Annotated in this window: 24 protein-coding genes; 11 read left to right on the forward strand and 13 right to left on the reverse strand. The window is 66.9% G+C overall.

Annotated elements, in window-relative coordinates; translation table 11 throughout:
• Nucleotides 1-249: 249 nt before the first annotated feature.
• The gene (locus H0264_RS23730) at nucleotides 250-1,041 is read left to right on the forward strand and encodes a GTP cyclohydrolase II (protein ID WP_231085491.1); all 792 of its coding nucleotides are present in this window, start codon (nucleotides 250-252) and stop codon (nucleotides 1,039-1,041) included.
• Here H0264_RS23730 and H0264_RS23735 read toward each other — a convergent pair.
• The 3 genes from H0264_RS23735 to H0264_RS23745 form a co-directional block, all read right to left on the reverse strand.
• Nucleotides 1,029-1,907, reverse strand: coding sequence for a GTP cyclohydrolase II (locus tag H0264_RS23735; RefSeq protein WP_181579586.1), 879 nt, complete (start codon nucleotides 1,905-1,907; stop codon nucleotides 1,029-1,031). The two genes, H0264_RS23730 and H0264_RS23735, sit on opposite strands and share 13 nt — an antisense overlap.
• Nucleotides 1,908-2,090: 183 nt before the next feature.
• Entirely contained in the window at nucleotides 2,091-3,065 is a 975-nt protein-coding gene (locus tag H0264_RS23740; RefSeq protein ID WP_231086960.1) for a GTP cyclohydrolase II, read from the reverse strand.
• A 123-nt stretch (nucleotides 3,066-3,188) separates the two neighbouring features.
• Nucleotides 3,189-4,658, reverse strand: a complete 1,470-nt coding sequence (locus tag H0264_RS23745; protein ID WP_220139827.1) for a carbohydrate kinase family protein — start codon at nucleotides 4,656-4,658, stop codon at nucleotides 3,189-3,191.
• 469 nt (nucleotides 4,659-5,127) lie between these two features.
• On the opposite strand from H0264_RS23745, the gene H0264_RS23750 reads away from it, so the two are divergent.
• Both H0264_RS23750 and H0264_RS23755 read left to right on the forward strand, forming a co-directional pair.
• A complete protein-coding gene (locus H0264_RS23750; RefSeq protein WP_181579589.1) occupies nucleotides 5,128-5,406 on the forward strand; it encodes a hypothetical protein in 279 nt (92 codons plus the stop codon).
• Between the two features lie 237 nt (nucleotides 5,407-5,643).
• Complete coding sequence (locus H0264_RS23755; RefSeq protein ID WP_181579590.1) at nucleotides 5,644-6,060, forward strand: hypothetical protein; 417 nt, start codon at nucleotides 5,644-5,646, stop codon at nucleotides 6,058-6,060.
• A 19-nt stretch (nucleotides 6,061-6,079) separates the two neighbouring features.
• Here the strand turns inward: H0264_RS23755 and H0264_RS23760 are convergent, their stop codons facing one another.
• The 4 genes from H0264_RS23760 to H0264_RS23775 all read right to left on the reverse strand — a co-directional run bounded on the left by H0264_RS23760 (nucleotide 6,080) and on the right by H0264_RS23775 (nucleotide 10,013).
• The gene (locus H0264_RS23760; RefSeq protein ID WP_181579591.1) at nucleotides 6,080-7,540 is read right to left on the reverse strand and encodes a carbohydrate kinase family protein; all 1,461 of its coding nucleotides are present in this window, start codon (nucleotides 7,538-7,540) and stop codon (nucleotides 6,080-6,082) included.
• A gap of 78 nt (nucleotides 7,541-7,618) precedes the next feature.
• On the reverse strand, nucleotides 7,619-8,698 hold the full coding sequence (locus H0264_RS23765; protein WP_181585781.1) for a quinone-dependent dihydroorotate dehydrogenase: 1,080 nt from the start codon (nucleotides 8,696-8,698) through the stop codon (nucleotides 7,619-7,621).
• 35 nt (nucleotides 8,699-8,733) lie between these two features.
• Complete coding sequence (locus H0264_RS23770) at nucleotides 8,734-9,003, reverse strand: DUF5703 family protein (RefSeq protein WP_181579592.1); 270 nt, start codon at nucleotides 9,001-9,003, stop codon at nucleotides 8,734-8,736.
• Entirely contained in the window at nucleotides 9,003-10,013 is a 1,011-nt protein-coding gene (locus tag H0264_RS23775) for a YncE family protein (RefSeq protein WP_181579593.1), read from the reverse strand. Before H0264_RS23775 ends, H0264_RS23770 begins: the two co-directional genes overlap by 1 nt.
• Before the next feature lie 207 nt (nucleotides 10,014-10,220).
• Here H0264_RS23775 and H0264_RS23780 point away from each other — a divergent pair, with 207 nt between their 5' ends.
• From H0264_RS23780 to H0264_RS23790, 3 genes are all read left to right on the forward strand, one after another.
• Entirely contained in the window at nucleotides 10,221-10,589 is a 369-nt protein-coding gene (locus H0264_RS23780) for a hypothetical protein (protein ID WP_181579594.1), read from the forward strand.
• A gap of 255 nt (nucleotides 10,590-10,844) precedes the next feature.
• The gene (locus tag H0264_RS23785; RefSeq protein WP_181579595.1) at nucleotides 10,845-11,387 is read left to right on the forward strand and encodes a WKL family lipoprotein; all 543 of its coding nucleotides are present in this window, start codon (nucleotides 10,845-10,847) and stop codon (nucleotides 11,385-11,387) included.
• The gene (locus H0264_RS23790) at nucleotides 11,387-13,492 is read left to right on the forward strand and encodes an MMPL family transporter (RefSeq protein WP_181579596.1); all 2,106 of its coding nucleotides are present in this window, start codon (nucleotides 11,387-11,389) and stop codon (nucleotides 13,490-13,492) included. Before H0264_RS23785 ends, H0264_RS23790 begins: the two co-directional genes overlap by 1 nt.
• Nucleotides 13,493-13,505: 13 nt before the next feature.
• Here H0264_RS23790 and H0264_RS23795 read toward each other — a convergent pair whose 3' ends face one another.
• The 4 genes from H0264_RS23795 to H0264_RS23810 form a co-directional block, all read right to left on the reverse strand.
• Nucleotides 13,506-14,351, reverse strand: coding sequence for a heme ABC transporter ATP-binding protein (locus H0264_RS23795; RefSeq protein WP_181579597.1), 846 nt, complete (start codon nucleotides 14,349-14,351; stop codon nucleotides 13,506-13,508).
• Entirely contained in the window at nucleotides 14,348-15,439 is a 1,092-nt protein-coding gene (locus tag H0264_RS23800; RefSeq protein ID WP_181585782.1) for a FecCD family ABC transporter permease, read from the reverse strand. Before H0264_RS23800 ends, H0264_RS23795 begins: the two co-directional genes overlap by 4 nt.
• A gap of 44 nt (nucleotides 15,440-15,483) precedes the next feature.
• The gene (locus H0264_RS23805) at nucleotides 15,484-16,524 is read right to left on the reverse strand and encodes a heme/hemin ABC transporter substrate-binding protein (RefSeq protein WP_181579598.1); all 1,041 of its coding nucleotides are present in this window, start codon (nucleotides 16,522-16,524) and stop codon (nucleotides 15,484-15,486) included.
• 128 nt (nucleotides 16,525-16,652) lie between these two features.
• Nucleotides 16,653-17,612 (reverse strand): aldo/keto reductase, encoded by a 960-nt coding sequence (locus H0264_RS23810; protein ID WP_181585783.1) that lies wholly within the window; start codon nucleotides 17,610-17,612, stop codon nucleotides 16,653-16,655.
• 305 nt (nucleotides 17,613-17,917) lie between these two features.
• Between H0264_RS23810 and H0264_RS23815 the strand changes: the two genes are divergently transcribed.
• From H0264_RS23815 to mshC, 5 genes are all read left to right on the forward strand, one after another.
• Nucleotides 17,918-18,853, forward strand: a complete 936-nt coding sequence (locus H0264_RS23815) for an undecaprenyl-diphosphate phosphatase (protein ID WP_181585784.1) — start codon at nucleotides 17,918-17,920, stop codon at nucleotides 18,851-18,853.
• A 16-nt stretch (nucleotides 18,854-18,869) separates the two neighbouring features.
• On the forward strand, nucleotides 18,870-19,604 hold the full coding sequence (locus H0264_RS23820) for a histidine phosphatase family protein (protein ID WP_181579599.1): 735 nt from the start codon (nucleotides 18,870-18,872) through the stop codon (nucleotides 19,602-19,604).
• A 30-nt stretch (nucleotides 19,605-19,634) separates the two neighbouring features.
• Nucleotides 19,635-20,219, forward strand: coding sequence for a DUF3090 domain-containing protein (locus H0264_RS23825; protein ID WP_181579600.1), 585 nt, complete (start codon nucleotides 19,635-19,637; stop codon nucleotides 20,217-20,219).
• Between the two features lie 3 nt (nucleotides 20,220-20,222).
• Nucleotides 20,223-21,002, forward strand: a complete 780-nt coding sequence (locus H0264_RS23830) for an SCO1664 family protein (protein ID WP_276514510.1) — start codon at nucleotides 20,223-20,225, stop codon at nucleotides 21,000-21,002.
• Between the two features lie 175 nt (nucleotides 21,003-21,177).
• A complete protein-coding gene (mshC, locus tag H0264_RS23835) occupies nucleotides 21,178-22,416 on the forward strand; it encodes a cysteine--1-D-myo-inosityl 2-amino-2-deoxy-alpha-D-glucopyranoside ligase (protein ID WP_181579601.1) in 1,239 nt (412 codons plus the stop codon).
• Between the two features lie 154 nt (nucleotides 22,417-22,570).
• Here the strand turns inward: mshC and H0264_RS23840 are convergent, their stop codons facing one another.
• Nucleotides 22,571-24,721, reverse strand: coding sequence for an alpha/beta fold hydrolase (locus H0264_RS23840; protein WP_181579602.1), 2,151 nt, complete (start codon nucleotides 24,719-24,721; stop codon nucleotides 22,571-22,573).
• Nucleotides 24,718-25,797, reverse strand: a complete 1,080-nt coding sequence (locus tag H0264_RS23845) for a class I SAM-dependent methyltransferase (RefSeq protein ID WP_181579603.1) — start codon at nucleotides 25,795-25,797, stop codon at nucleotides 24,718-24,720. The genes H0264_RS23840 and H0264_RS23845 overlap by 4 nt, the downstream gene beginning before the upstream one ends.
• Nucleotides 25,798-25,835: the final 38 nt, after the last annotated feature.

Raw genomic sequence — 25,835 nt, forward strand, 5'->3', positions numbered from 1 at the left:
GACACAAACCCCCGACTGTGTCGCGGCCTACCTTTAACTTGCCATTACGATTGCGGCCCGCAGTCCTTTCACACCGGGCCTTCCGCTTGCACGGCACAGGTTCTGTCCACCACCAACCGAACATCGTCGGATGAGGACCACCGTTCTCCCCTTGTCCTGACCGTCGGTTTCGCGCAATAGCCGACACGCATCACCATTTCGGGTTGCTGATCGCGCGCCTGCCTACCGATAGATGTAGCTTGTCCTCCCGTGCAGCCGAGAGAGCCGAGCGGTTCCGCCGCAGGCAAGTCTGGTGGCCTCGAACCGCCGATATTCGCGTACGCCGAACACCAACTCACACGCAAGGGTGTCGACATGCGTGTGCGGGTAGCGGAGTTGCCGGGTGGCTCCAGCGTCGGTTCTGTCCTGCTCTTCGGCGAGCTGCAGGCCGATCCTCTGGTGCGGATGCATTCTCGTTGCTTGTACGGCGACGCGCTGCGCAGTGAAGATTGCGACTGCGGACCTGAATTGGACCTTTCGCTGGATCGGATTCAAGCGGAGGGCGGTGGCGTACTGATCTATTTGGAGCAGGAAGGACGTGGCGCCGGTCTGCTGACGAAGGCCAAAGGATTGCGCCTGAGCCAGACGCGTGGGTGGGACACCTACAAGGCATACCGATCGCTCGGATTCCCCGCCGATCTCCGCAGTTATGAACCCGCCGCGTTCTTTCTGCGCTTCGAGCTCGGACTCGGCCGGATTCGCCTGCTCACCAACAGTCCGAACAAGGTAGCGGCGCTGCGCTGCGCGGGAATCGAGGTCACGCCGGTCACGGTGCATACCGAGCCGCAGACGGAACGGGCCCGAAAGTATCTGTCCGACAAGCAAATTCTGCAGAATCATGACCTTCCGCCCTTACTGCGGACACTGCCCTCGGCAACAACGGCTCAGCACGAGCCGGTCATGAGCATCAGTCCGGTCGGGGTTGTCAGCCGCACAGTGGTGCAGACAGCGACACGGATCATCAAGAGGCTGCGAGCACTTGTCGACGGCTACAACTCGTAGGGGTGAATGTGGCGCAGCAGCCAATGGGTGTAGATCACCACAGGAAACCGGATGCTGTCGTGAACCATCAGGGCGAAGAAGAGCAGGATCATGCTCAGCGCGAAGAGGCCGGGGTGTGCGTTCGTGTAGGCGAGCGTCCCGACGCCTACGCACGCTGCTGACATCGACCAGCGCACCAGTGACTCGAGTGTCCACCGTCGGGGGGATGGAAGCGTGTGGTTACGGCGAAGCCGCTTCGCCTCGAGGTACTCGAATGCCATCGCGCTTCTCGGCCGTGTCGGCAGGGCAATGGGCTCGACAGCGAGGCCGGAAGCGGAGATCGCTTCGATTTTCGCGGGGTTGTTGGTGAGAAGTCGAATCGAACGTAATCCGAGTCGGTCCTTCAGGAACGGGCCGACGGTCTCGTAACACCGCGCGTCATGTTCATGTCCCAGCTGCTCGTAGGCGGAGAAGGTGTCGAGGGCCGTATTTTGCTGTGTCAACCGAAGGCCCTCGGCCTTGACTATCAGGCCGGCACCGCGGCCCTCCTGCTCGAGGTAGACCAGAATTCCAGCACCACTCGCTCGCATCGTGGCGATCGACCGTTGGAGCTCGGGGCCGCAGTCGCAGTCGTCGGAGCCCAGCACATCGCCGTACAGACACCTGGAATGGATGCGGACGAACGGGTGCCGTCTGAATTCGGCGTCGCCGAAGATCACTACGTGGCCGCTGTTGTCGGGTAAAGGGACGCAACGCATGTCAATCTTGTGGCGCAATCGCGTCAGTGAATGGCGGGTCCGTTCCAACTCGACCCAATCGAAGGTGTCATCGAGGCGCCGGGGTGTGTCCGCCCCTTCCTTCTGGGCCGGACGCGGTGCACGAGACATGGCTGACTCACTTCCAGGCGCGGTGGGTTTGGAGATGGCTACACGAAGGCCGAGCAGTGCAGCGGGAGCTTCTTCATTGGAGAGATGCCGACCGGAGATTACACACCGGGCCGCGAGTGCGATGGTTTTTTCGCGTAAGGATCTACAGACCGCACGGGGCGGTCCAGCGAAAGTGGTTGGGGCTCATGACTGCTCTGCTTTTCGCGCACGGCGATCCGCCCGCCGGATATCGCGCCGAGCCAAGTACCAGGTGCTGACCGGATGTCCGCGCCGCAGCCACATGCGCTCCACGACCAGTGGTGCGATGGCGGCGATAGCCATGGCGCACACTGCATCTCGGGCGAACCACCAGATCGCCAGCCCGGACACCAGTCCCGCGGAGCCGATCGCGATCCATTTGTACCCGGTCATCCAGGTCCAAACCGCCGAGGGCAAGAGTCCGTGATCCGGTGACCAGCCGTCGCTCCCGTAGCTGCGACCGCTGCGCTTGGATTCCAGATAGTTGGCTGCGCCGTCGCTCTTGGGCTTGGTCCACAACCGAACCGGACTCACCTGGAACCCGCGCTCGATGAATGCTTGCTCCTTCCGGGGGTTGTTCGACATCAAGTGCACCCGATGCAGTGGGAGTGTTGCGAGTATGTCGAGCGCCGCACGGTAGTCGCGGGAGTCGTAGGGGAGCCCCATTGCCGCATAGCTGGCGTAGGAATCGACCTGCTCACGCTGGCTGTGAGCGTAGCCATGGGCTTTCGCCAGCAGTCCCGCGCCACGGCCTTCTTGGTGGAGGTAGACGAGCACTCCCGCGCCTACCTGGAAGATCAGGTCCAGGGCGAGTCGCAGCTCGGCATCGCAGTCACAGGAGTCCGAGCCCAGCACCTCGCCGTAAAAGCATTGAGAGTGGATCCGAACCAGGCATCCGCGAACATCGTCTATGCGGCGTGAGCGTTTCGGGTCGTCGAACACGAGAATGTGCCCGCCGTTTTTTTCGTCCCGCACAGTTGCGATCTGCATGCGCAGGGTGCGTCTGTTGCGGGTGAAATCGTGTACTGCGTCCGGCACGAAGACGGGAGCCGGCTGCTCGGGTGTTGCATCCGACGCGATGGCCGATGTCGGCTGCCCCGTGCCGTCCGTGTGGGCCGAGGGGAGCGACGTGATGGTCATGCGCACGTTCTTTCGGTCGGGCGCACGAAGTCGGCGCGGTCCGGATCGACGTCATTCTCGAGAAAGACTTCACAGCACGCTCGGTGGGGCGACGAGTAGTGTCGCAGATCACAATCCGGTGGTCTACAGGCGGGATTGTGTCAGTGCCGCTTTTTCGATCTGACCGGCTGAAGGCATCGCCGCCGACACGCCAGCCGTGGGCGGTCGCGCGGCCACGGCGGCCATGGCCCAGGCGAAATCGTCGGCGCCTGCTTCGCTGCCCAGGGTCACGAGACGCTGGGTGAGAGCGGCGGAGAACGCCGATGCCGCACCTGCCGAGCCGAGGACTTCGGGTGGAGTGATCTCGGCTTCGGTAGCCCACCCGTCGAAGCGGCGTACCGCACATCTGGTGTCGTCGATGGAGCAGACCGCCCGGACGCCGTTCCCGCCGTCGATGAGCCACTCGATCACGTCGGCAACCGAGTCCGTAGCACGTAGGCCACGCAGGTCGTTCGAGGAGCCGACCAGGTAATCAACCGCGGACAGATGTCGTTGCAGCGAATCGGAGACCTCGCGCGGCGGTGAGATGTTCACAATCAGCCAAGGTGCTGCTGCCTGCGAATTCTTCAGCTCGCCAACATATTTCAGAAGCTGCTCGATGACCTCCTGCGGTTGTTCGAACGTCAACACCACCGCTTTGGAATCAGCGATGGCGCGACGATTGACCGGGCTGTCCAGATCGACCGGTACCACCTTCCGGGAAGCGATATAGGCCGGCTCGCTGTTCGGGGTGAGCAGTCCGGTTGTGACGGGGGTACGTGTCTCCCGTACATCGAGCAGGCTCGTGTCCACCCGCTGGTCCATGAGATGTCCTTGGATGCTGCGGCCCTCTTCGTCGTTGCCGATTACGGCCAGCAGTCGTGCGTCCAGACCCAGGCGGGCAAGGGCGACTGCGCGATTGAGGCCCTTCCCACCGGGATGGCGGCTGATGTCACCCCAAACGCTGGTGCCGGGCCGGGGTATCAGTTCGATCCGGTGCAGCTGATCGACGACTGCGTCGCCGACAATCGTGACCGTGTCGCGGGCGGTCGGAATGGACACTCTCCCGGACACCAGAAGTTCGGCGAGCGTGTTCAGCGCTTTGGCCTCCCTGGAGTCACGCAGGGTTCGCACCGTTGCGGGCGGTGGAACGTCGATCACGTGCAGAGCGGTGTGCAGTTGCCGCCAGCGGAGCTCCAGGTAGCTGCGTCGGCTGCTGAGCTTGATGGCGTAGAGCTTGGTGAGGTCGATACCTGCGGGGGCGGTGCCGTCGAACATTCGCAAGCACAGGGCCGCATCGGCGATCAGGCGGTCGGTAGGTGGAAGATGCTGGGCGGCAAGGCGAATCACCGCTTCGACGGATTGCTCGATGGTTGGGGGTGCACTGCCCGTATCCGACGCGTCGATCTGGCTCAGATGAAAGTAGCGGCGGACAATGCTGAGTTGCTCGAGCCTTCCTATATCGATCTCCGTGCTGCGCAGGCGATCCGCGCTGAGCCCGTTGCGGGTGCGCAGGTGGATGAGTATTTCGCGCACGGGAGCCGCGGCGTCGTCGAGCGGCTTGGTGGCGGGCACGACACTGCGGGGAGCGGGGTTTCTCATCATTCGCTTCAATGATACCGCCCGGCCATGTTTAGCTACCTGGAAAAACGTCAATTCCCTTGAGGCCTCGGCAAATGCCGAGGCGTGGCGGCAAATGCCCCATACTGGGATTGGCGAAACATCGCCCCCACCAGACGGTTCGGGAGGTCCTGGTGCAGGGAGTGGTTTTCCTGATTCGGCGGTTACGACGAGGCCGGCGCGTGGCACCACGGTGCGAGGTCGAACGCGACTCGGACATCGCGGCGTTCTAGGTGGGCGGATTCGTCCGCCCGAAGATCCGCAGCGAATCCACACACTGTCGTCGTACCGTTCGAAATGCGTCACGAAATCGTTGGTGGTAAACGACAACACCGGCTGGTCAGGCTCACGATCGGCCGGCGCGAGGCGTTCCCGGAAACTCCGCTCGCCCGCGGCGACGACACCCTCATCATCGGGAGACGTCGTGATCTACGAGAGCAACAGATCGATCACCAGCAGCATCACCTTCGAATGGGCCGACTGTCTGCCTGGCCGGGAGGAACCGGCCTGGGAACTGAGCTGGCGGCCGGAACCGCTGCTGACGCGTGAACAAGCGAGGGCCGCAATGGAACTCACCGAATGGTGCAGTGGGGGTGCGGAGCCTGGGAAGCGGGCCGAGGAGATCGCCGCGGAATTGGGGACGACGGTGCAGCACGTGATGGCGGTCTTGCACCAGCGGATGCTCGAAAGGGGGAGACCGTGACGATCGGAGCCGCGGAATTGGGCATAGCGGTGGGAGGGGCGACGTCGGTACCGCAAGGGCGAAGACTGTAAGGAGAAATTCCGGCAAACCGGATGGTGTGCGGAATTTCGATGAAATACCGACCGATTGGCATTCGATGTGGGTAGCAATACTCGGCGCGGGCGACCGCCGGCGTCAGCAACAAGGTACGGGTGAGCAGGGACCCTGCCGCACGTGGGATAGGCCCGAGGAGGACCAGTGACCATCGAATTCAGCACGCGGGCAATGACCAGCGACATCACCCCCGAGTATGCGGTCCGGGCGCACGGGTACGGGGAGCCGGTGTGGCGGTTGACCTGGTTGCCCGAACACCGGCTCACTCGGGAGCAAGCTCACGCGGGAATGGAATTGGACGAGATTCTGTCCGATCCGACAATCGTCTACGACGACGACGCTCATTCCCGCGCTGCGGATCGCGCGGCTCGGCTGGGAATTCTGGTCGAGCATGCGGTGATCATGTTGGCGCAGCGGATGGCCGATCGGATGGACCGTGACGGCACGGCCTCCGGGTCCGACTCGGGCCCGGAATGGCCGGAACCTTCGCAGCCCGAATGGCCGGTTGCCCAGCAGACCCCCGCGATCTCCGGCGCGCGATCCCAACACCTGTGGGCCTGACCGGAAGCAGCCGCGCCGCTCAACGGCGAGTCGTGCGCAGCTGCTCGATCTCCGTGACGGAGGGCATGCCGGCCGCGATCGGCCCTGCACCGCGCTGTGCCGCCATTGCTGCTGCAGCCCAGGCGAAGTCGTCATCGGTGACCGTGCGCTCCGACGTGACCAGTCGATAGATGAGCGCGGCGGTGAATGCCGACGACGAGCCAGGGTAACCGGCCGTCGTATCCGAGAACTGAGGCACTGACTGTTGGTGGCCGCTCCTTCGCACAGTGCAGCCGTGCCTGTCGATCATGCACACCGCTGCGACGCCGAGATCCACCAATCGCCCAGCGGATTCATCAGCCGAACTATCCGCCCAGAGGCCAGCTATCTCGTCGGTGGTGCCGACCACGTAATGGACGCTCTGCATGCGCTCGTACAGGAGTCGGGGAAGTTGCGCAGGAGGAGACGGATTGAGGATGACCCACGGCGGCTCGTCGGACGAACGCGCAATGTCGATGGCGTGGGCTGCGATCTCAATCGGCTGTTCGAACGTCACCACGACAGCATCCGATGACCGGATTGCATGAGTAACGGCGCCGGATTCGAGGTCGGCAGCTTGGAACCGTATTCGGTCCTGCTTGTAGGCTACGCCTGCCATTTCCCCGTGCGGCGTCATGAGCACCGTGGCCACTGGTGTTCGAGCACCTTCAATTGTGGTGATCAAGCTGGTGTCGACGCCCTCATGGCTGAGGTATTGCACAACCATCTCACCATCGGAATCGGCTCCTACCGCGGCGATCAGGCGCGCGTCGAGATTCAAGCGGGACAAAGCCACCGCGCGATTGAGCCCCTTGCCTCCGGGATGACGCTGAAAATCACCCCACACCGAGGAACCGGGCTGAGGAATCTGCTCCACGATGTTCACGTGATCCATGGCTGCGTCACCCACGACCGTGACAGTGGCCCGCCCCTCGCCGAATGGCACCATTCCGGAGACCAGCAGCTGGGCGAGCGCGGTGAACGCTTGTATCTCGTGCGCTCCTCCTCGCAGGGTTCGCGCGGTGGGGGCGGATACGACTGTCTCGCAACGGATCGCCTCGTGCAGCGGTTGCCAGTGCAGCATCAGATATCGACGCCGCGTCGCGAGTTGTGCGCTGTAGAGCTGATCCAGGTCGATGCCCGATGGTGGATCTGCGCGGAACAATTCGAGGCGCAACTCCGCGTCCACAATCAATCGATCCGTCGGCGCCAATTGCTGGGTGGCGAGCTGGATCACATCGCGCGCAGCGTCTTCGGGCGTTGTTGCGTACATCTGCGCATAGCGCCGCACCGTGCTGAGCACTGTCAGAGCGTGGGCGTCGATCTCGCTGTGGCGCAGTTGATCCGAGCTGAGCCCGGCGCGTGTGCGCAACATGGTGAGAACGCCGCGCACAGCGACGACACTCGGATCGAGTGCCGAGCCGACATACCCGAGTGTGCGGGAATCGTTGCGTGGTGACATGCGCATCGAACATTACTGCCCGCCGACATGCGTCAGCGAGCAGTTGCTCGAAATCTATTGCAGGGAACCGCAGTCGGTTCAGGTGCGCGCGGTGTGGCCCGCGCCGACCGCCTCGGACAGGTTCGAATAACCGTTCTCGCGCAGCTTGGCCGCGAGACCGTCGTGGATGCGCTTGGCCCAGAACGGGCCGCCGTAGATGAAGCCGGTGAAGCCTTGCAGCAGAGACGCTCCGGCGAGGATGCGCTCCCACGCCTGGTCGGCGGTTTCGATGCCGCCCACCGAGATGAGGACCAGACGGTCGCCCACGCGGGCGTAGAGGCGGCGCAGGACCTCGAGGGAGCGGTCCGCGACGGGCGGACCGGACAGACCGCCGGCGCCGATCGCCTCGACCTCCGCGGCAGGGGTCGACAGGCCGTCGCGGCGAATCGTGGTGTTGGTGGCCACGATTCCGGCCAGGCCCAGCTCCACCGCCAGGTCGGCGACGGCGTCGATGTCCTCGTCGGACAGGTCGGGGGCGATCTTCACCAGCACCGGCACCGACACCTTGTCGAGCACGGCCTGCAGCAGCGGACGCAGCGACGCCACGGCTTGCAGGTCACGCAGACCGGGGGTGTTGGGGGAGCTGACATTGACGATCATGAAGTCGGCCAGGGGACCGAGCAGACGGGCGCTGGTGGCGTAATCGGCTGCGGCGTCGGCGGGTTCGACCACCTTCGTCTTGCCGATATTGGCGCCGATGGGGATGCCGCCGGGGGAGCGCCGGGCCAGGTGGGCGGCCGCGGCCGCCGCACCGTGGTTGTTGAAACCCATGCGGTTGATCAGGGCGCGATCCGCGGGGAGACGGAACAGGCGCGGGCCCGGATTGCCGGGCTGCGCCTGCGCGGTGACGGTGCCGATTTCGGCGTAGCCGAAGCCGAGCGGGCCCCACGTGTCGGCGCCTTCGGCGTTCTTGTCGAAACCGGCGGCCAGGCCCAGCGGCGCGGGGAAGTCCACGCCGAAGACCCGGGTCCGCAGGATCGGATCGTCGACGACCAGCATTTTGCCGGTCAACGCGCGCCCGAATCCGAAGCGGGTGGCCAGTTTCATGGCACCGAAAGCCAAGTGATGGATACGCTCCGGAGGGAGCAGGAACATCACTTTCAACAGCAGGGCATACAAGCGCTCGACAGCGCCGTCTTTGAGGGCCATGCGGGTTACATCACCGCCTCGGGTGTCGGGGACAGCAGGGCGCTCTTGCGGCGGCGTAGCAACACCCGACGGCTCCCGTCGGTGTAGGCACGCACCCGCGATAGTTCCCAGCCGCCGTATTCGGCTTGGATCGCGAGCCGCATGGAGGCGGTGACGCGATTCATTTCTCGGGGTAGTCGTAGGGGGACGTATTCCCATTCGTCATCGGCGGCTTCCTCTTCCCAGCTCGCCGGTAATGTGCGCGTCGCGTGCGCTGAACGTGAGGCCCGAGCCATCACTGCCCTCTCTTCCGCTGGTCCGCGGCGATCCGCTGCAGACCGTCGCCGGTCGCGGACCCCACGAACATGTCACCGGTGCGGCTGTCGATGGTCACCGAATTCGGCTGGCGTACCGTCGGGTACCGCCCCACCTCTACCGGTATACCCGTCGACAGGTCGTAGCCGACGACTTCGTTACTGCCGGTCAGCGTCACCCACACGGTCTCGGACCGCTGATCGTAGGCGAGTGCGTAGGGCGAAGAGCCTACCGGGAAACGCTGGTGCAGGACCAATGGATCAGCGGTGTAGACCAGCAGTTCCCCGCCCGCGGTGTCGAGGACGATGCGGCGGCCGAAGTGGTCGCCGATCATATTGACCGCGCCGTCACCGGCCCGCAGCGACAGCCCGAGCCGATCGTCGGCGAGGTTCAGCTCGCTGATGAGAGTCTGGCGGCGGTCCAGCACCACTACCTGTTCATCGGACGCGTCGACCACATCGGCCGAGACCAGACCCGAAATGGTCTGCTGCAGAGCGCCGTTGGCGTCCACCAGCAGCACCTTGCCGTCTCCGAGCCCGACCACCAGGCCGTCCCCGCGGAGCGCGACCGAGCGCACCTCGCCGTCCACGGTCACGACGGTGGTCTTCCCGGTGGCCGCGTCGATGCGCAGGACCTGGCCGGGCACGCCGACGAGAAACTCACCGGGTTTGCCGAGAGCCAGCGCGGTCGCAGTCGCACCGAGGGGCACGGTGCGCATAGATTTCGCGGCCAGGTCCTCCAGGTACAGATCGGGGGTGTCGGTCAGGACCTTGCCCAGGATCCCCGTCGAGGGTTCGGCCAGCAGGAGCCGAACGGGGGAGCTCGGGATGATCTCGCCCGTCGGCGTCACCGAAGCCGCCGGAGCGACGGCGGGGGAGGGGGGTTCGATGGTCGGCTTGCCGGAGGCGTCGTCGGTGGACGAACATCCGGCCAGCAGGGTCACCACGGTCGCGCCCGCGAGGGCCGAGCGGATCCAGCCGCGACGGCGCATGCAGCGAACTCCTTACCTGCCGACGAAATCATGCGTGCTCCCTAATCTGACCATGCCGACCTGCGGGGCCCGGCACGCGGGGGTGCCGGTGTCGGCACGTCCCCTACGGGGTATACCCAGCCGTATGACGTGACATGCGCGTTCGCTGCCGGTGTCGGAGGCAGCGGTTACGGTGGACAGTGAACACAGACCTTTCTGGGAGTTTCGTTGGTAATCGACCACACCTCGGGCTTCACCGTCGAAGACGTGACCGTGGGTCGTTACGCGCACGGGTTCGGGACCACCGGAGACGGGCGCTCTTTCGCCTTCCGCACCGTCAGATCGACCCTGAGGCTCGAGATCTACCGCCCTGATCTGGACAGCGACGTGCCGGCCCCCGAAGACGTGGTCGCCGTCGCGGAAGCCCCGGTCACCGATATCGATCTGGATGACGAGCGCAGTGTGATCGCGCTGGTGCGCGACCTGGTTCCGCAAGCGGAAGCGGTGGCCGCCGCGCCTGCGCCCCCGGTCGCGGGGCGGGAAGTCACCGTGCGAGCGCTGCTGGGCCGCCTGGGTGCGGTCATCGACGGGATGTAGGACCGGCCGGGTACGGAATCGGGTCGGTGCCGTACATGATCCTTCGATCAAAAGCATATCTATACGTCGATATGCGCATCTAACTATGTATTTCGTCCTTCAACACTCTCACGTACCGCACCCCTCACCTCAAAACCCGCAAAGGAGGGGAGGGGCCCGGCCGACCACCCGTGTGTCGCTTACCAGTTGGGGTGTTCGTCCGAACCCGTGCCAAACTAACGGCAAGCAACCGCAGTTCGAACCACGAGGATGTTCATGGCATTGCGACGACCGGCCGGCTCCGCGTTGATTCTCGCCGTACTCGCCGCGGCGGCGACCGCCTGCGGTGGCAGCGGTTCGGGTGACGACGCCTCTGTGGATGCGGCCCGTTCCTCGGCCTATGCCGCTCTGAGCTCCTCCTCGGCCGCCGCGGCCGCGAGCAGCAGCGTCGCCAAGCCCCCGCTCCCGACGGCCGCCGAACTCGATGCGCAGATCAAGGCGGCGCTGGATCCGAACCTGCCCGATTCCGAGCGCACCGCGCTGATCGAGGACGGTGAGGCGTTCAAGGACGCCATTCCGGACATGTACAAAGCGCTGCAGGACAATCCGAAGGCCGTCTACGGCGTGAAGGATCCGGTGTTCGACAACCATGACGGCACGCTGACCGCGACGCTGAGCCTGGACAAGGACGGCTCGGGCACGAATGTCCGCACCACCGTGGTGCATTTCGTGTCCAAGGATGGTCGCTGGAAGATCTCGCGCACCGATCTGTGCGGCATTCTGCGCTCGGCCGATTACCGCACGGCGGCCTGCGGCTGATGCTCGAAACCGGATCCCTACGGTGGGGGCGTTTCATCCACCGGAACCGGTACCTGGTGTTCGCGGTATTCGCCCTGGCGGTGCTGGGGTCCGGCTACTACGGCCGGGATCTGGGTGATCATCTGACCCAGGAGGGCTGGTTCGACGAGTCCAGCGAGTCGGTGGCGGCCTCGGAGCTGGCCGACTCCACGTTCGGGCGCGATACCGACGGTGATCTGATCGTCCTCTACACCGCTCCGCAGGGCTCGACCCTGGACGATCCGGCCGTGCACGCGGCGGTGGCGGCGGATCTGAATCGATTGCGCGGCAAGCATTCCGATCGGATTCTGCGCATCGATTCGTATTGGGACGGTTCGATGCTGGACAGCCAGTTCGTGGATGCGAGCCACACGCACGCGTTCGCCTCGATCGGTCTGCGTGGTGACGGCGGCACCAACACGGTGAACAACTACATGGCGATCAAGAACGAATTCGGTGCGGGTGCGGCGGGTTCGGGGCCGGGCGGCACGACGGTGCAGTTGGCGGGCATGCAGCCGGTGGTGGAGGGCATCAATACCGGGATGCAGAACGATATCCAGCGTGCGGAGTTGATCGCGCTGCCGATCGTGGCGATTCTGCTGTATTTCGTGTTCGGTGGGGTGATCGGTGCGTTGCTGCCGGTGTTGATCGGCGGGATGACGATTCTGGGGACGCAGGGCATCATGCGGATGCTCACCGATCATCTGCAGGTGAATGTGTTCGCCAGTGCCGTGGTCACTTTGGTGAGTTTGGGTTTGGCGATCGATTACGGGTTGTTCGCGGTGACGCGGTTCCGGGAGGAGCTGGCGGCCGGGCGCAGTGTGGAGGAGGCGACGGCGCGCACGATCGCGACGGCGGGCCGGACGGTGTTGTTCTCGGCGGCGATCATCGCGGTGAGCCTGGGTGCGTTGTTCATCTATCCGAACGGGGTGCTGCGGTCGGTGCCGTTGGGCGGTATCAGTTCGGTGCTGCTGGCGGCGGTGTTGTCGGTGACGGCGTTGCCGGCGGTGTTGTCGATCGTGGGGCGGCGGATCGATTTTCTGGGCTGGCATCGGCTGGCCAGCATTCGCACGGCCGAGCAGATCGATGCCGGGTTCTTTTCGCGGCTGGCGGTTTTCGCGATGCGGAAGCCGTGGCTGGTGATCGTGCCGGTGGTGGCTGGTTTGCTGTTGCTGATTCTGCCGTTCCGGGCGATCGAGTTCGGTGGGTTGAGTGAGCGGTATCTGGCGTCGGACAATCCGGCGCGGGTGGCGCAGCAGGACTTCGATCGGCTGTTTCCGAGTTTCCGGACCGAGCCGTTGAAGCTGGTGGTGCGGGGCGGTAATGCGCAGCAGCTCAGTGATATCCGGCATGAGGCGATGCAATCGACGGCGGGTTTCATGACGGGTCCGTTCGATCCGGTGGCGCCCACCAAAGACGGTGTGACGGTGCTGGCGTCGGGATTGGTCGACAAGCGGGACGCCGACACGGTGATGGCGCGGTTGCGGGCGATCCCGGATCCGGCGGGTGTCGAGGTGATGGTGGCGGGTGTGCCCGCGCTGGAACGAGACAGCATCCAGGGTCTGATCAAGGGGCTCCCATTGCTGGCGGCGATTCTGATCGTGGCCGCGTTGGCGTTGATGTACGCGGCGTTCCGGTCGATTGTGCTGGCGCTCAAGGCGGTGGTGATGAGCGCGTTGAGTTTGGGTGCGACGCTGGGGATTCTGACCTGGATTTTCGTGGAGGGGCACGGGGCGGAGCTGTTCGATTTCACGCCGGGGCCGTTGATGTTCGCGGTGCTGGTGTTGATCGTGACGGTGTTGTTCGGTCTGTCCACCGATTACGAGGTGTTTCTGCAGTCGCGGATGGCGGAGGCGCGCGCGGATGGCGCGGATGCGCCGGAGGCGATTCGGTACGGGATCGCGCACACCGGTGGGGTGATCACCTCGGCGGCATTGATTCTGATCGTGGTGACGGGGGCGTTCGGGTTCTCGGATCTGGTGCTGATGAAGTACATCGCGTACGGGATGATCGCGGCCTTGGTGTTGGATGCCACGGTGATTCGCATGTTGTTGACGCCGGCGGTGCTGAAACTGGTGTGGCGCTGAGCTGATCGGTTCGCTATCCGCGGACCGGTAGGACGAGCTGTGCGCCGGTGACCGGGTGGTCGAATACCTCGACGGGATGCCGGTAGACGCGGCTGAGCAGCTCGGTGGTGAGGATTTCGCGGGGTGGTCCGTCGGCGGCGATGGCTCCGGCTTCGAGGACGGCGACGCGGTCGGCGTAGGCGGCGGCGATCCCGAGGTCGTGTAGCACGACGACGACGGCGGCGCCTTTGGTGGCGCGGTCGCGGGCCAGGGTGAGGACCTGTTCCTGATGTCCGAGATCGAGTGCGGCGGTGGGTTCGTCGAGCAGCAGGGTGGCGGTGTCTTGGGCGAGGACGCGGGCGAGTGCCACGCGTGCGCGTTCGCCGCCGGACAGGGCGGGGAATGGGCGTGCGGCGAGGTGGGTGACGTCGGTGGCGGTCATGGCGGCCGCGATCTGCTGGTCGTCGTGGTCCTGGCGGTTGGTGCGGGCCCAGGGGGCGCGTCCCATGGCGACGACTTCGCGTGCGGTGAACGGGAATCCGACCGTGTGTGATTGTGGGAGGACGGCGCGGCGGCGTGCCATGTCGAGGGGTGTCCACTGGTCGAGCGGGGTGCCGTCGAGTTCGACTGTGCCGTCGGCGAGGTCGAGTTCTCCGGCCAGGGCGGCCAGGAGCGTGGATTTTCCGGCGCCGTTGGGTCCGACGAGGGCGATGATCTGCCCGGCGCGCACTTCGAAGTCGATTCCGTCGAGGATGCGTCGGCCGTTGCCGCGTTCGACGGCGACGGCTCGTGCTCGCAGTGTGGCGGTGCCTGCCGGGGGTGTTTCGGGTAGTGCGTGTTCGCGGGTGAACAGGGTGGTGAGGCTGCGTTTGGTGGTCATGCCCAGCCTCCCGAGCTGGCGCGGGTGCGGCGCAGCAGCCAGAAGAAGAACGGTCCGCCGACCAGTGAGGTGAGCATGCCCAGCGGCAGGTCGGCATTGTCGACCAGGGAGCGGGCGCCGATGTCGGCGGCGAGTAGGACGATGGCGCCGAGGATGGCCGAGAGGGGGATCAGTACCCGGTGTGCGGGTCCGACGAGCATGCGTACCAGGTGCGGCACGATGAGGCCGACGAACAGGATGACGCCGGTGAATGCGACACCGGCGGTGGCGAGTACGGCGACGACGACGATGACGTTGCGTCGCAGGCGTTCCACGTCGACGCCGAGATGCCGGGCTGCGGATTCGCCGAGGGCCAGCAGATCCAGCTTCGCGGACATGAGCACTGCGGCCGCGACCCCGATCAGGGCCAGCGGTGCGACCACGTACACCGACTGCCAAGTTGCGCCGTTGAGGCTGCCCAACTGCCAGAACACGATCTGATCGCGTGCGGCCGGGGAGGCGGTGAACAGCAGGAACGAGAGCAGTCCCGCAGTGAATGCATTGATGGCGACACCGGTGAGCACGAGTGTCACCACTTCGGTGCGCCCGTTGGATCGCGCGAGCACGTACACCAGCAGTGTGGTCCCGAGTCCGGCGATGAAGGCGCCGGCTGCCACCGACCAGGCGGCGGCGAACGCGCCTCCGAACACGATGACCGTGCCCGCTCCGACTGCCGCACCCGCTGATACGCCGATAACTCCGGGTTCGGCGAGGGGATTGGCGAACACTCCCTGCAATAGTGCACCGGCTGTCGCGAGCGCGGCTCCGACGAGCATGGCGAGTACGACGCGCGGGAATCGTACTTCCCACAGCGTCACGTATCCGGCGGGGTGCTGTGGCATGGGTCCCCAGTCGAGTCCGATCTTGTGGAAGATGCTGCCCGCGACTTCGGCGAAGCTGGTCGGTACCTGTCCGATGCCGGCCGACAGCATGGCCAGCAGCACCAGTGTTATGAGTGCGCCGCCGAAGATCAGTGCTGTGCGTGAGGCGCGGCGTGCATCGCGTGCGGGTTCGGGGTCGACGGCGTCTGCCGAGATCTCGTGGGGCATGGCCGAATCGACGGTGTGCTCGGTGGCCGGTTTGCCGGTTTCGCTCATGCGGCGGGTGTGCCGTAGACGGCTTTGGTGAGGGCGGCGAGTACGCGGCCGGTGTTGGGGCCGAAGGACAGCAGCACGGTGTCGGCCATGTCGACCACACGCCGGTTCTTGCCGGCGGGGGTCTGGGCGATGCCGGGGATTTTCTCCACGCCGTCGACGCCGCCGACGGAGTCGAGGCCGTCGGTCATGACGAGGATGACGTCGGGTGCGGCGGCGATCATGGCTTCGCTGGTGATGGGCAGGAAGTCTTTGGTGATGCCGGAGGCGGTGCCCGCGTCGACGCCGCCGATGGCGGTGATGAGGGTGTCGGCGCCGGAGCCGGGTCCGGCGATCATGGTGATGGCGCTGGAGCGCAGGTACAGGAAGGCGATGCGCGGCGGATTGGTTTGCTGCGGTACGGCTTCGACGGCGGCGGTGATTTCGTCGCGGGTGCGCTGTGCGAGCGCTTTGCCCGCGTCGGCCACGCCGAGGGCGGCGCCGACGGCTTCGATCTGCGGGGCGACGGTGTCGATGGTGCGTTGTGAATCGAAGTAGACGGTGGTGATGCCGAGGGCTTTCAGCTGGTCGCGCAGTGCCGGTGTGGCGGTGGTGGTGTCGGTGAGCAGGATCGAGGGTCGCAGTGCCGCAACGGATTCCACGCTCATGGTGCCGTTGCCGCTGCTGACGGTCGGTACGTCCTGCACTGCGGGGAACGCAGCGGAGTTGGATTTGCCGACCAGTTTGGATCCGAGTCCGAGCGCGTACACGGTCTGCGCGAGTGTCCCGTATCTGTCCACGGCGACAATGCGGCTGGCGTCGGTGACGGTCACGTCGGAGCCGTCGTAGGACTTCACGGTGACCGGCAGCGTCTGCGCGGGTTCCGGTCCGATGGGCGTCGGGTTGAGGTCGCCGACCGATGCGGTGCTCGGCCCGGTCCGCCCCTCAGTTGCCGATTGGTTGCTCGTGCAGGCGGCGCTGCCGGCGACCAGGCTCGTACCCAACAGCACGAGCAGCAGGTGCCGAAGTGGGGCTTTTCGGGTGCGCACGCGGAACCTCATGCAGGTAAGGCTAGCCTCCTCGATCGCGGGGAAAGCAACCCGCCTGGGCGCGGCCCCGCCCCCGATCCCGGGGTCGGACAGCGATTGCCGGTTCCTGCCGGCCGCGCCGGGTCGGGTCGGGTCGGTGCTCATTCGGTGCGGGCGCTCACATCCCCGAGCGCCGCGGCGATGGCGCGTGGCAGTTCGAGGGTTTCGGCGGCCAGGATTCCGGTGAGCTGCCCGATATCGCGGGCCCCGACGAGCAGGCTGGCCACGCCGGGCTGGTCGCGAATCCAGGCCAGTGCCACCGCAAGTGGGGAGGTGCCCAGTCCGTCGGCGGCGGTGACGACCGCGTCCACCACCCGGATCGCGTGATCGTCGAGGCGGGCGATGATCTCGGCGGCGGTGGCCTCGTCGGCGCCGCGTGAGTCGGCGGGCACCCCGTCACGGTATTTGCCGGTGAGAATGCCCCCGGCCAGGGGTGCGGTGGCGATGACGCCGATGCCGTGATGCTGTGCGGCGGGCACGAATTCGTGTTCGACCCCGCGGGCCAGCAGCGAGTAGGGGGTTTGTGCGGCGGTCAGCGGCGCGGCGGCGGCGAGGGTCGCCAGTTGCCAGCCGTCGTAGCCGCGCGCGCCGGCGTAGCGGACGCGTCCGGTGCGCACCGCCCAGGTGAGGGTGTCGGCGATCTCCTCGAGGGGTGTGTGCGGGTCCCAGGCCGCCACCGTCCACAGATCCAGGTGGTCGGTGCCCAGGATGGCCAGGCTCTGGTCGAGCTGGCGCATCATGGTGCGCCGGGAGGCGTCCACGGTCCAGCGAGTGGCGGGCATGGGTCCGGCGGCGGGGTCGGTGAGAACCGGTGTGTGCCCGGCGGTTCCGCTGAGCACGAGTTCTTCTCGCCCGATTTCGCGCACGAGTTCGCCGAGAATGCGCTGGGCGGCGCCGTCACCGTAGGCGGGGGAGGTGTCGACGAGGGTGCCGCCGGCTTCCACGAAGGCTTCCAGCTGTGCTGCCGCATCGTCGGCATCGGTTTCCCTGCCCCAGGTGTGGGTGGCCAGCCCGAGGCGGGAGACCCGTAGTCCGCTGCGTCCGACCGTCCGCTGTTCCATCACCGCGCTTGCACTTCCGTCACACCGGCCAGCCTAAGCGCACATGTCCCTTCTGCCGCGCCAAGGCGACCCGGATTGTTGTCCCGAGCGTGTCTGTGACCGGCCGGATGAGTCGATCTTGCTGGGGCGAATCCCGCTGTCGCGCTGATCCACCGGACCGCCGCTCGCGTTTGCGGCGCAGCCTGTAGGGTCGCTGCGGTGTTCGGGGCGTGCCCGCGGGGCACCGGCCGGGCATCGCCGTCGTTGGGCGAATTGTCCAGCGGCAGCCGACGATTCGGATTTGGAGGGTGTGTGTGGGCGAGGCGATGACGTGGGTGCAGGCCGTGGTGCTGGGCCTGGTGCAGGGCTTGACGGAGTTTCTGCCGATTTCGTCGTCGGCGCATATGCGCATCGTGTCGGCGGTGTTCTTCGGTGACGACGCGGGCGCGTCGTTCACCGCGGTCACCCAGCTGGGCACCGAGGCCGCGGTGCTGGTGTATTTCGCCAAGGACATCTGGCGCATCCTGCAGGCGTGGTTCGGGGTGAACTGGGAGAAGATCAACGGCCGCGCGAAACAGCCGGTGCCGCTGCATGATGCGCCCACCACGGTGCTGCCCGTCTACGACCCGAGCATTCCCGGCGGGTACGCGCTGGACGCGGATGCGCAGCGGCAGCTGGACTACCGCATCGGCTGGTATGTGATCATCGCCACCATCCCGATCGGTGTGCTCGGATTTCTGTTCAAGGACGAAATCCGTACCGGCGCAAGGAATCTGTGGCTGGTGTCGACCATGTTGATCGTGTTCGCGCTGGTGATCGCCGCCGGTGAGTACTACGGCCGCAAGCAGCGCCCGATCGAGCAGCTGACCACCCGCGACGGCCTGATCATGGGTTTCGCGCAATGCCTGGCCCTCATCCCGGGCGTGTCGCGTTCGGGTGCGACGTCGACGGCCGGCTTGTTCCTGGGCCTGACTCGTGAGGCGGCCGTGCGGTTCTCGTTCCTGCTCGCGATCCCCGCGGTGCTGGCCTCGGGCCTGTTCAGCCTCCCCGATGCCTTCGAACCCGCCGGTGAGGGCCTCAACGCCTCGGGTCCGCAGATCTTCGTGGCCACGGTGATCTCGTTCGTGGTCGGCTACGCGTCGGTGGCGTGGCTGCTGAAGTTCGTCGCCAAACACTCCCTCGACTGGTTCGTCGGCTACCGCATCATCCTCGGCCTGACGGTGATGGCGCTGCTGGCGACCGGCGTCGTGTCGGCAACGTAGCCAGTAGGCTGTCACGGTGACGGTGATCCTGTTGCGGCACGGCGTGTCCACGTCGAACACTGCCCGCACCCTGGCCGGCCGCAGCGCGGGCGTCGAGTTGACCGACCGTGGCCGCGAGCAGGCGAATGCGCTGGTTCAGCGGCTCGGGTCGCTGCCCGTCGAACACATCGTGTGCTCGCCGCTGCTGCGCTGCCAGCGCACCGTCGCACCCCTGGCCGACAAACTCGGATTGGAAGCCGAACCCGAGGAACGGCTGCTCGAGGTCGACTACGGCGACTGGACCGGGCGCCCGCTGGCCGAGCTGGTGAACGAGCCGCTGTGGAAGGTCGTGCAGCGGCATGCCTCGGGTGCGGTGTTCCCGGGCGGAGAAGGCTTGGCGCAGGTGCAGTTTCGGGCCGTGGCCGCCATCCGCGACTACGATCGGCGCTTCGCCGAGCAGCACGGCGGGGATGTGCTGTGGGTGGCGTGCACGCACGGCGACGTGATCAAGTCGATCATCGCCGACGCCTACGGCATCCATTTGGACGGCTTCCAGCGCATCGTGGTCGAACCCGCCTCGATCAGCGTCATCCGCTACACCCCCACCGCCCCGTACGTGTGGCGGGTGAACGACACCGGCTCGGATCTGTCGAGTCTGGCGGCGATTTCGCCGCAGTCGGGCAGCGAGGCCCGATCGGGGCCGGTTCCCGGCGGGGAAACGGGAAACACCGGGAGTACGGATAATGGGGTTGCGGGACGCCCCGATTCATAAGTGTCGTTGAGTAGCTGTCAGGAGGTGCAGATGAGCCGAGCCATTCACATTTTCCGCACCCCCGATCGTTTCGTCGCCGGCACTGTCGGCGAGCCGGGCGACCGCGCCTTCTACCTGCAGGCCGTGCAGGAACCGCGCGTGGTGAGCGTGCTGCTGGAAAAGCAGCAGGTCAAGGTGCTGGCCGATCGGATGGGTCTTCTGCTGGACGAAGTGGCGCGCCGCTTCGGAACCGAAGTGCCGCCACCGGCGCCCGATGTGGCCGACGTGGCGCCGCTGCAAACGCCCGTCGACGCCGAATTCCGGGTCGGCACCATGGGTTTGGGCTGGGACGCCGACGCGGGCGCGGTGGTGGTGGAATTGCTGGCCATCACCGAAACCGAGGTCGACGAATCGGTGGTGCTCGACGACACCGAGGAGGGACCCGACGCGGTGCGCGTGTTCCTGACCCCGGTGCAGGCGCGGGAGTTCGCGCTACGGTCGGCGCGGGTGATCGCGGCCGGACGGCCGCCGTGCCCGCTGTGCGGGGAACCCTTGTCGGCCAAGGGACACATGTGTGTGCGCACCAACGGCTACAAGCGCGGCGACATCTTCGGCGCGACCGGCGTCGAGGAGTAGATCGTGGACGACCCGCTACGCACCGGTGCGATGACGGTGATCGGGCAGGTCACCACCGCCAGCAATGCCACGCTGGTGTGCGAGATCGGCGACGGCGACGCCCCGCTGCGGGTGGTGTACAAGCCGGTGCGCGGTGAACGACCCCTGTGGGACTTCCCCGACGGCACCCTCGCCGGCCGGGAAGTGGCGGCGTATCTGGTGTCGGAAGCGTTGGGGTGGGGCGTGATTCCCGAAACCGTGCTGCGTGACGGGCCGTTCGGGCCCGGCATGGTGCAACGCTGGATCGACGGGCCCGACGACCGGGTGGGACCGGACCCGGTGGACCTGTGCCCGGTCGGGGAGATTCCCGACGGCTACCGCGAAGTGCTGCGCGCCCTGGACCCGTCGGGGCAGCCGGTATCGCTGGTGCACTCCGAAGAATCCGGGCTGTACCGGATGGCGGTGCTGGATGTGCTGATCAACAATGCCGACCGCAAGGGCGGGCACGCCCTGGCCGGGGCCGGCGGGCGCCTCTACGGGGTCGATCACGGCATCAGCCTGCACGCCGAGCCGAAACTGCGCACCGTGCTGTGGGGGTGGGCGGGGGAACCGGTCGAGGACGAATTGCTCACCGACATCAAGGTTTTGGTGAAAGCCCTGCCGGGCGAACTCGGTGCGCGGCTGCGCGAGTTGATCACCGGCACCGAAATCGAGGCCCTGGCGGCGCGGGCGCAGGCGCTGTTGCACGAACCGGTCATGCCGGTGCCGAACTCCTCGCGCCCCATTCCGTGGCCCGCGTTCTGACCGTGTCCCCGGTCGCGGTGTCGGCGAAAACGTTGCCACCATCATGATTTCAACCATTGACGTTTCAGCATCAGTGGTTAAGGTCCAGGTCGGGACCGGTGTGCGCGGCGGGCTCCGCATACCGCTGAGCGGGGGCGCGCACGATCGCGGTCGATCGCCCAGTTAACCTCGAATCATGCAGTCCTGGTCCGATACCGCTGTCCCGACCGTTCCCGGATCCGGACCAGCGTTGCGCCTGTTCGACACCGCCGACAAGCAGGTCCGCCCGGTCACCCCCGGCCCGACCGCCACCATGTACGTCTGCGGCATCACCCCCTACGACGCCACCCACCTCGGGCACGCCGCCACCTACCTGACCTTCGATCTGGTCAACCGGCTCTGGCGCGACGCCGGCCACGACGTGCACTACGTGCAGAACACCACCGACGTCGACGACCCGCTGTTCGAACGCGCGCACCGCGACGGCATCGACTGGCGGGAGCTGGGCACCCGCGAGATCAACCTGTTCCGGGAGGACATGGCCGCGCTGCGCGTCATCCCGCCGCGCGACTACATCGGGGCCATCGAATCGGTGCAGGAAGTGGTCGAACTGGTCGACAAACTCCTGGTCACCGGTGCCGCGTACGTCGTCGACGACGCCGAATACCCCGACATCTACTTCCGTCACGACGCCACCGAACAGTTCGGCTACGAATCCGGCTACGACCGGGCCACCATGGACCGGTTCTTCGCCGAACGCGGCGGCGACCCGGACCGCAAGGGCAAACGCGACCCCATCGACCCGCTGCTGTGGCGGGTGGAGCGTCCCGGTGAACCGTCGTGGCCGGCGCCGTTCGGTGCGGGCCGCCCCGGCTGGCACATCGAGTGTGCGGCCATCGCGCTCAATCGCATCGGCACCGAATTCGATATTCAGGGCGGCGGCAGCGACCTGATCTACCCGCATCACGAATACTCCGCCGCGCACGCCGAAGCCCTGGTCAAGGGCCGCCGCTTCGCCCGCCACTACGTGCACGCCGGACTCATCGGCCTCGACGGCGAGAAAATGTCGAAGTCGCGCGGCAACCTGGTGTTCGTGTCGAAGCTGCGTCGCGCCGGCACCGACCCGGCCGCCATCCGCCTGGGCCTGTTCTCCGGCCACTACCGCGCCGACCGCGAATGGTCCGATACGGTTCTCACCGAAGCCCTGTCGCGCCTGGACCGGTGGCGTTCGGCCACCGCGCTGACCTCCGGCCCGGACGCCACCGACACCGTCGCACGCCTGCGCCGGCACCTGGCCGACGACCTGGACACGCCCAAAGCGATTGCGGCCGTGGACAGCTGGGCCCAGCAGGCCCTCGGCTACGGCGGCCCGGACACCGCCGCGCCGGGCCTGATCCGCGACGCCGTCGACGCCCTGTTCGGCATCCAGCTCTGAATCCCCACCGCGCGCAAGACCTCCCGTAACGGGGAGAGCCCGCGCGGTGCGGGTGAGTGGGGGCTCCGGTCGCCGGCGAAGCCCCCACCCGCATCGGTTTCGCGACCGGTCTCCCGGCCGGGGCAGCGGCCGGAAGACGATGCGGGACCGACGTTTACAGCAGTTCGGCGAGCATCGCGGCCGCGACGGCGGCACCGTCGCCGCCGATCGGCAGATAGGCGGGCTGGATGGTGAGTTCCTTGCGTATCGCCTCGGCCAGGGCTGCCGGGTCGGCGGCGGTCTGGTAGTCGAGGCAGCGACCGGCGTGGTGGCGGTCCAGGCGGTGGCGGACGTGGCGTTGCTGTTCGAAATGGTGGAGCAGCGGGATATAGAGGAACGGGACCTGGCGGGCGGTGAGTTCCATGCAGGTGGTCAGCCCGCCCTGCACGATCGCCAGATCGCAGGCCGCCAGATACCGGTAGAGGTCGGGCAGGAAACCGTGCACCTCGACACCGTCCACCCGCGGCAGTGCCTCGGCCTGGATGCGCGGGCCCGCGACGAGCACGAAACGCAGGTCCGGGTCGGTGGCGCGCACCAGCGGCACGGCGTCCAGGACCCGGCGCAGCAGATGCTGCCCCACACCGGAGCCGCCGACGGTGACCACGCAGACGCGTTCGCGCGCACCGTAACCGAACTCGGCGCGCAGCTGGTCGCGGTCGAGGGCGTCGGGGTCGAATCCGGTGATGTAGCCGCTGAAGTCGAAATGCTGCTCGGTCCAGTCGCGGATGGCGGGCAGGCCGGGGCCGAAAGTGTCCGGCACGATGTCGTCCGGATCGCCGACGAACACCGACCGGTCACGTAAACGTCGATAGCGGGCCCGCTGGGTGAGCATTTCCAGGTTGTAGTCGGCGGTCAGCGCGGCCTCCTCGGTCCCGCCGTCGGGCAGCGGCAGCCAGCCGACGAAATCGGTGAGCCAGGCATAGGAGAAGCGTTTGAGCTCGGGATTCTCGTGCAGGAAATGGTCGACCTCCCAGGCTTCGTCGGCGATCACCAGGTCGTAGTGCCGCTCGGCGACCAGATCGGCGAAGACCATGAAATTGGCGACCAGGGTTTCGTCCATGCGGCGGATCGCGTGAAACGCGTGCAGATCATGTTCGGCGGCTTCGTATTCGATGCGCGCGGATTCGCTGGCCAGCCACTGCGAGGCCGGATGAATGCGTTCACCGTGCCGGGCCAGCACCGTGGTGACCGGATGCTGAGCCAGCCACTCGATCTCGAGATCCGGGCGCTGTGCACGTAAGGCGGCGGCGATGGCCACATCGCGGCGAGCATGGCCGAGTCCGATCGGGGAGGACAGGTAGAGCGCGCGGGGTGCACGGCGGGCGGCGCGCGTCCAGGTGCGCCGGCGCGGACGCGGTTGCACGCGGTCGACGAAATCGCGGATGAGCCCGTTCACCAGCACCGGATCGCGCATGGGGGGTGCGTGCCCGCCGCCGTGCACGCGCACCAGATCCGCGCCGGTGAGCTCGGCCAGCCGTTCGGCCACCGCGGGCGGCACCACCGCGTCCTCGTCACCGACGATCACCAGCACCGGGCATTGCACTGCGCGGCACAGGGTTTCGACCTGCTCACGGCTCACCGGTGCGACCTGTGCGCCGGCATCGGCCTGTGCTGCCTCGCCGAAGCGGCCGTCGGTGGCGTCGGCGACCGCCTGCGCGGTGGTCTGGCGCGCCCAGGCCCGGCAGTCCTCGATCTGCTTGCTCGAATGCGGTTCGCTGAAGATCTGCGCGAAGAAGAATTCGGTGAACTCCTCGAAACCGCCTGCCAGCCAATGACTCCGGTTGAACAAGCCCCACCCGGCCGGTGCGGGGGAGCGCTGCTGCCACAGCCGTGCCCGCGCCGACACCGTGAAATCCAGCGCCGGCCCGGCCGCGACCAGCCCCTGCACCCGCTGCGGATGCAGGGCGGCCACCCGCACACCCCAGGTCGCGCCCGCCGAGAACCCGACCAGCACCGCGGCGCCGGTCGCGGTGGCATCGAGCACCGCGACCGCGTCGGCCACATGCTGCTCGGCGGTGTAGGCGGCCGCACCCACCGGCCGCCCCGACGCGCCGTTGCCGCGCGCGTCGAAGGTCAGCACCCGGAAATGCCGTGCCAGATACGGGATCTGCGCCTTCCAGCAGCGTGAGTGCACGATCGACCAGGTGGGCAGCAACAGCACGGTCACCGGCCCGGACCCGTACTCGGCCCACGCGATCGGCACCCCGTCGCGGTCGGCGACACCGGTACGCACCGGTTCGACGGCCCGCCGGGTCTGCGCGGTCACCGCCGCACTTCCAGCACCATGTGGAACGGTGTGGCCGCCGCGATGCGGCAGTGCCCGAATCCGGCCGCGGTCACCACATCCCGCAACCGCGCGGGACCCGCCTGCGTGCCCAGGGCCGCACCCACCGGCTGCGACAGCGACGACGGCGTGCACAGCAGGGTCGAGAATCCGTAGAAGGCGCGCCCGATCGGATGCAGATTGTCCTCCACCCGATCCCCGGCGGCCGGTTCCACGATCATCCAGGTGCCCTCGGGCGCCAGCGCCTGACGCACCCGCCGCGCCGCACCCACCGGATCACCCATATCGTGCAGGGCGTCGAAGGTGGTCACCAGGTCGTAGCCGTCGCCGGAAAACTCGTGCGCCGCAGCCACTTCGAACCTCGCCTGGGATGCCACCCCGGCGTCGGCGGCGCGGCGGGACGCGGTGCGCACCGACTCCGGATGCGCGTCCGACCCCTGGAAACGTGAGTGCGGGAACGCTTGTGCCATCAGGATCGTCGAGGCCCCGTGCCCGCACCCGATATCGGCCACCCGGGCCCCGCGCCGCAGCGTGTCCACCACACCGTCGAGGGCGGGCAACCAGTCATTCACCAGATGGGCGCGGTAGGCGGGGCGGAAGAACCGCTCACATCCGGAATGCACGTCCGGACCGTGTTCGTGCCAGCCGATCCCGCTGCCGTCGCGGGCGGCCTCCAGCACGCGCGGCCAATCGACGATCGTGCCCACCGCCAGCTGGAACAACCCTGGCAGGAACGCCGGACTGCTCGGATCGGTCAGTGCCACCGCACGTTCGGGCGGCAGCGTGTAGGTGCCCGGACCGGGCTGATAGGTGAGGTACTGTCCGGCGGCCTGCGCATTGAGCCACTCCCGCACATAGTGGGCGTCGGTGCCGGTGGCCTCGGCCAGCTCGACCGCGGTCATCGGGCCCAGCCCGGCCAGGGTCCGGTATAAGCCGAGCTTGTCGCCGAGCACGACCAGCGCCGCGTTCAACGCCGCCCCCACCTCCCCGACAGCGGTCAGAACGAACGACATGAGCTTGTCGGGATCCACCGGAGCCGATTCCACAGTGCTGGTCATCAGGAAACCCTTTGCGGTCGAAGGCAGTTACCCCTTCA

Origin of the sequence: Nocardia huaxiensis (genome assembly GCF_013744875.1) — a bacterium.
Taxonomy (GTDB): Bacteria; Actinomycetota; Actinomycetes; order Mycobacteriales; family Mycobacteriaceae; genus Nocardia; species Nocardia huaxiensis.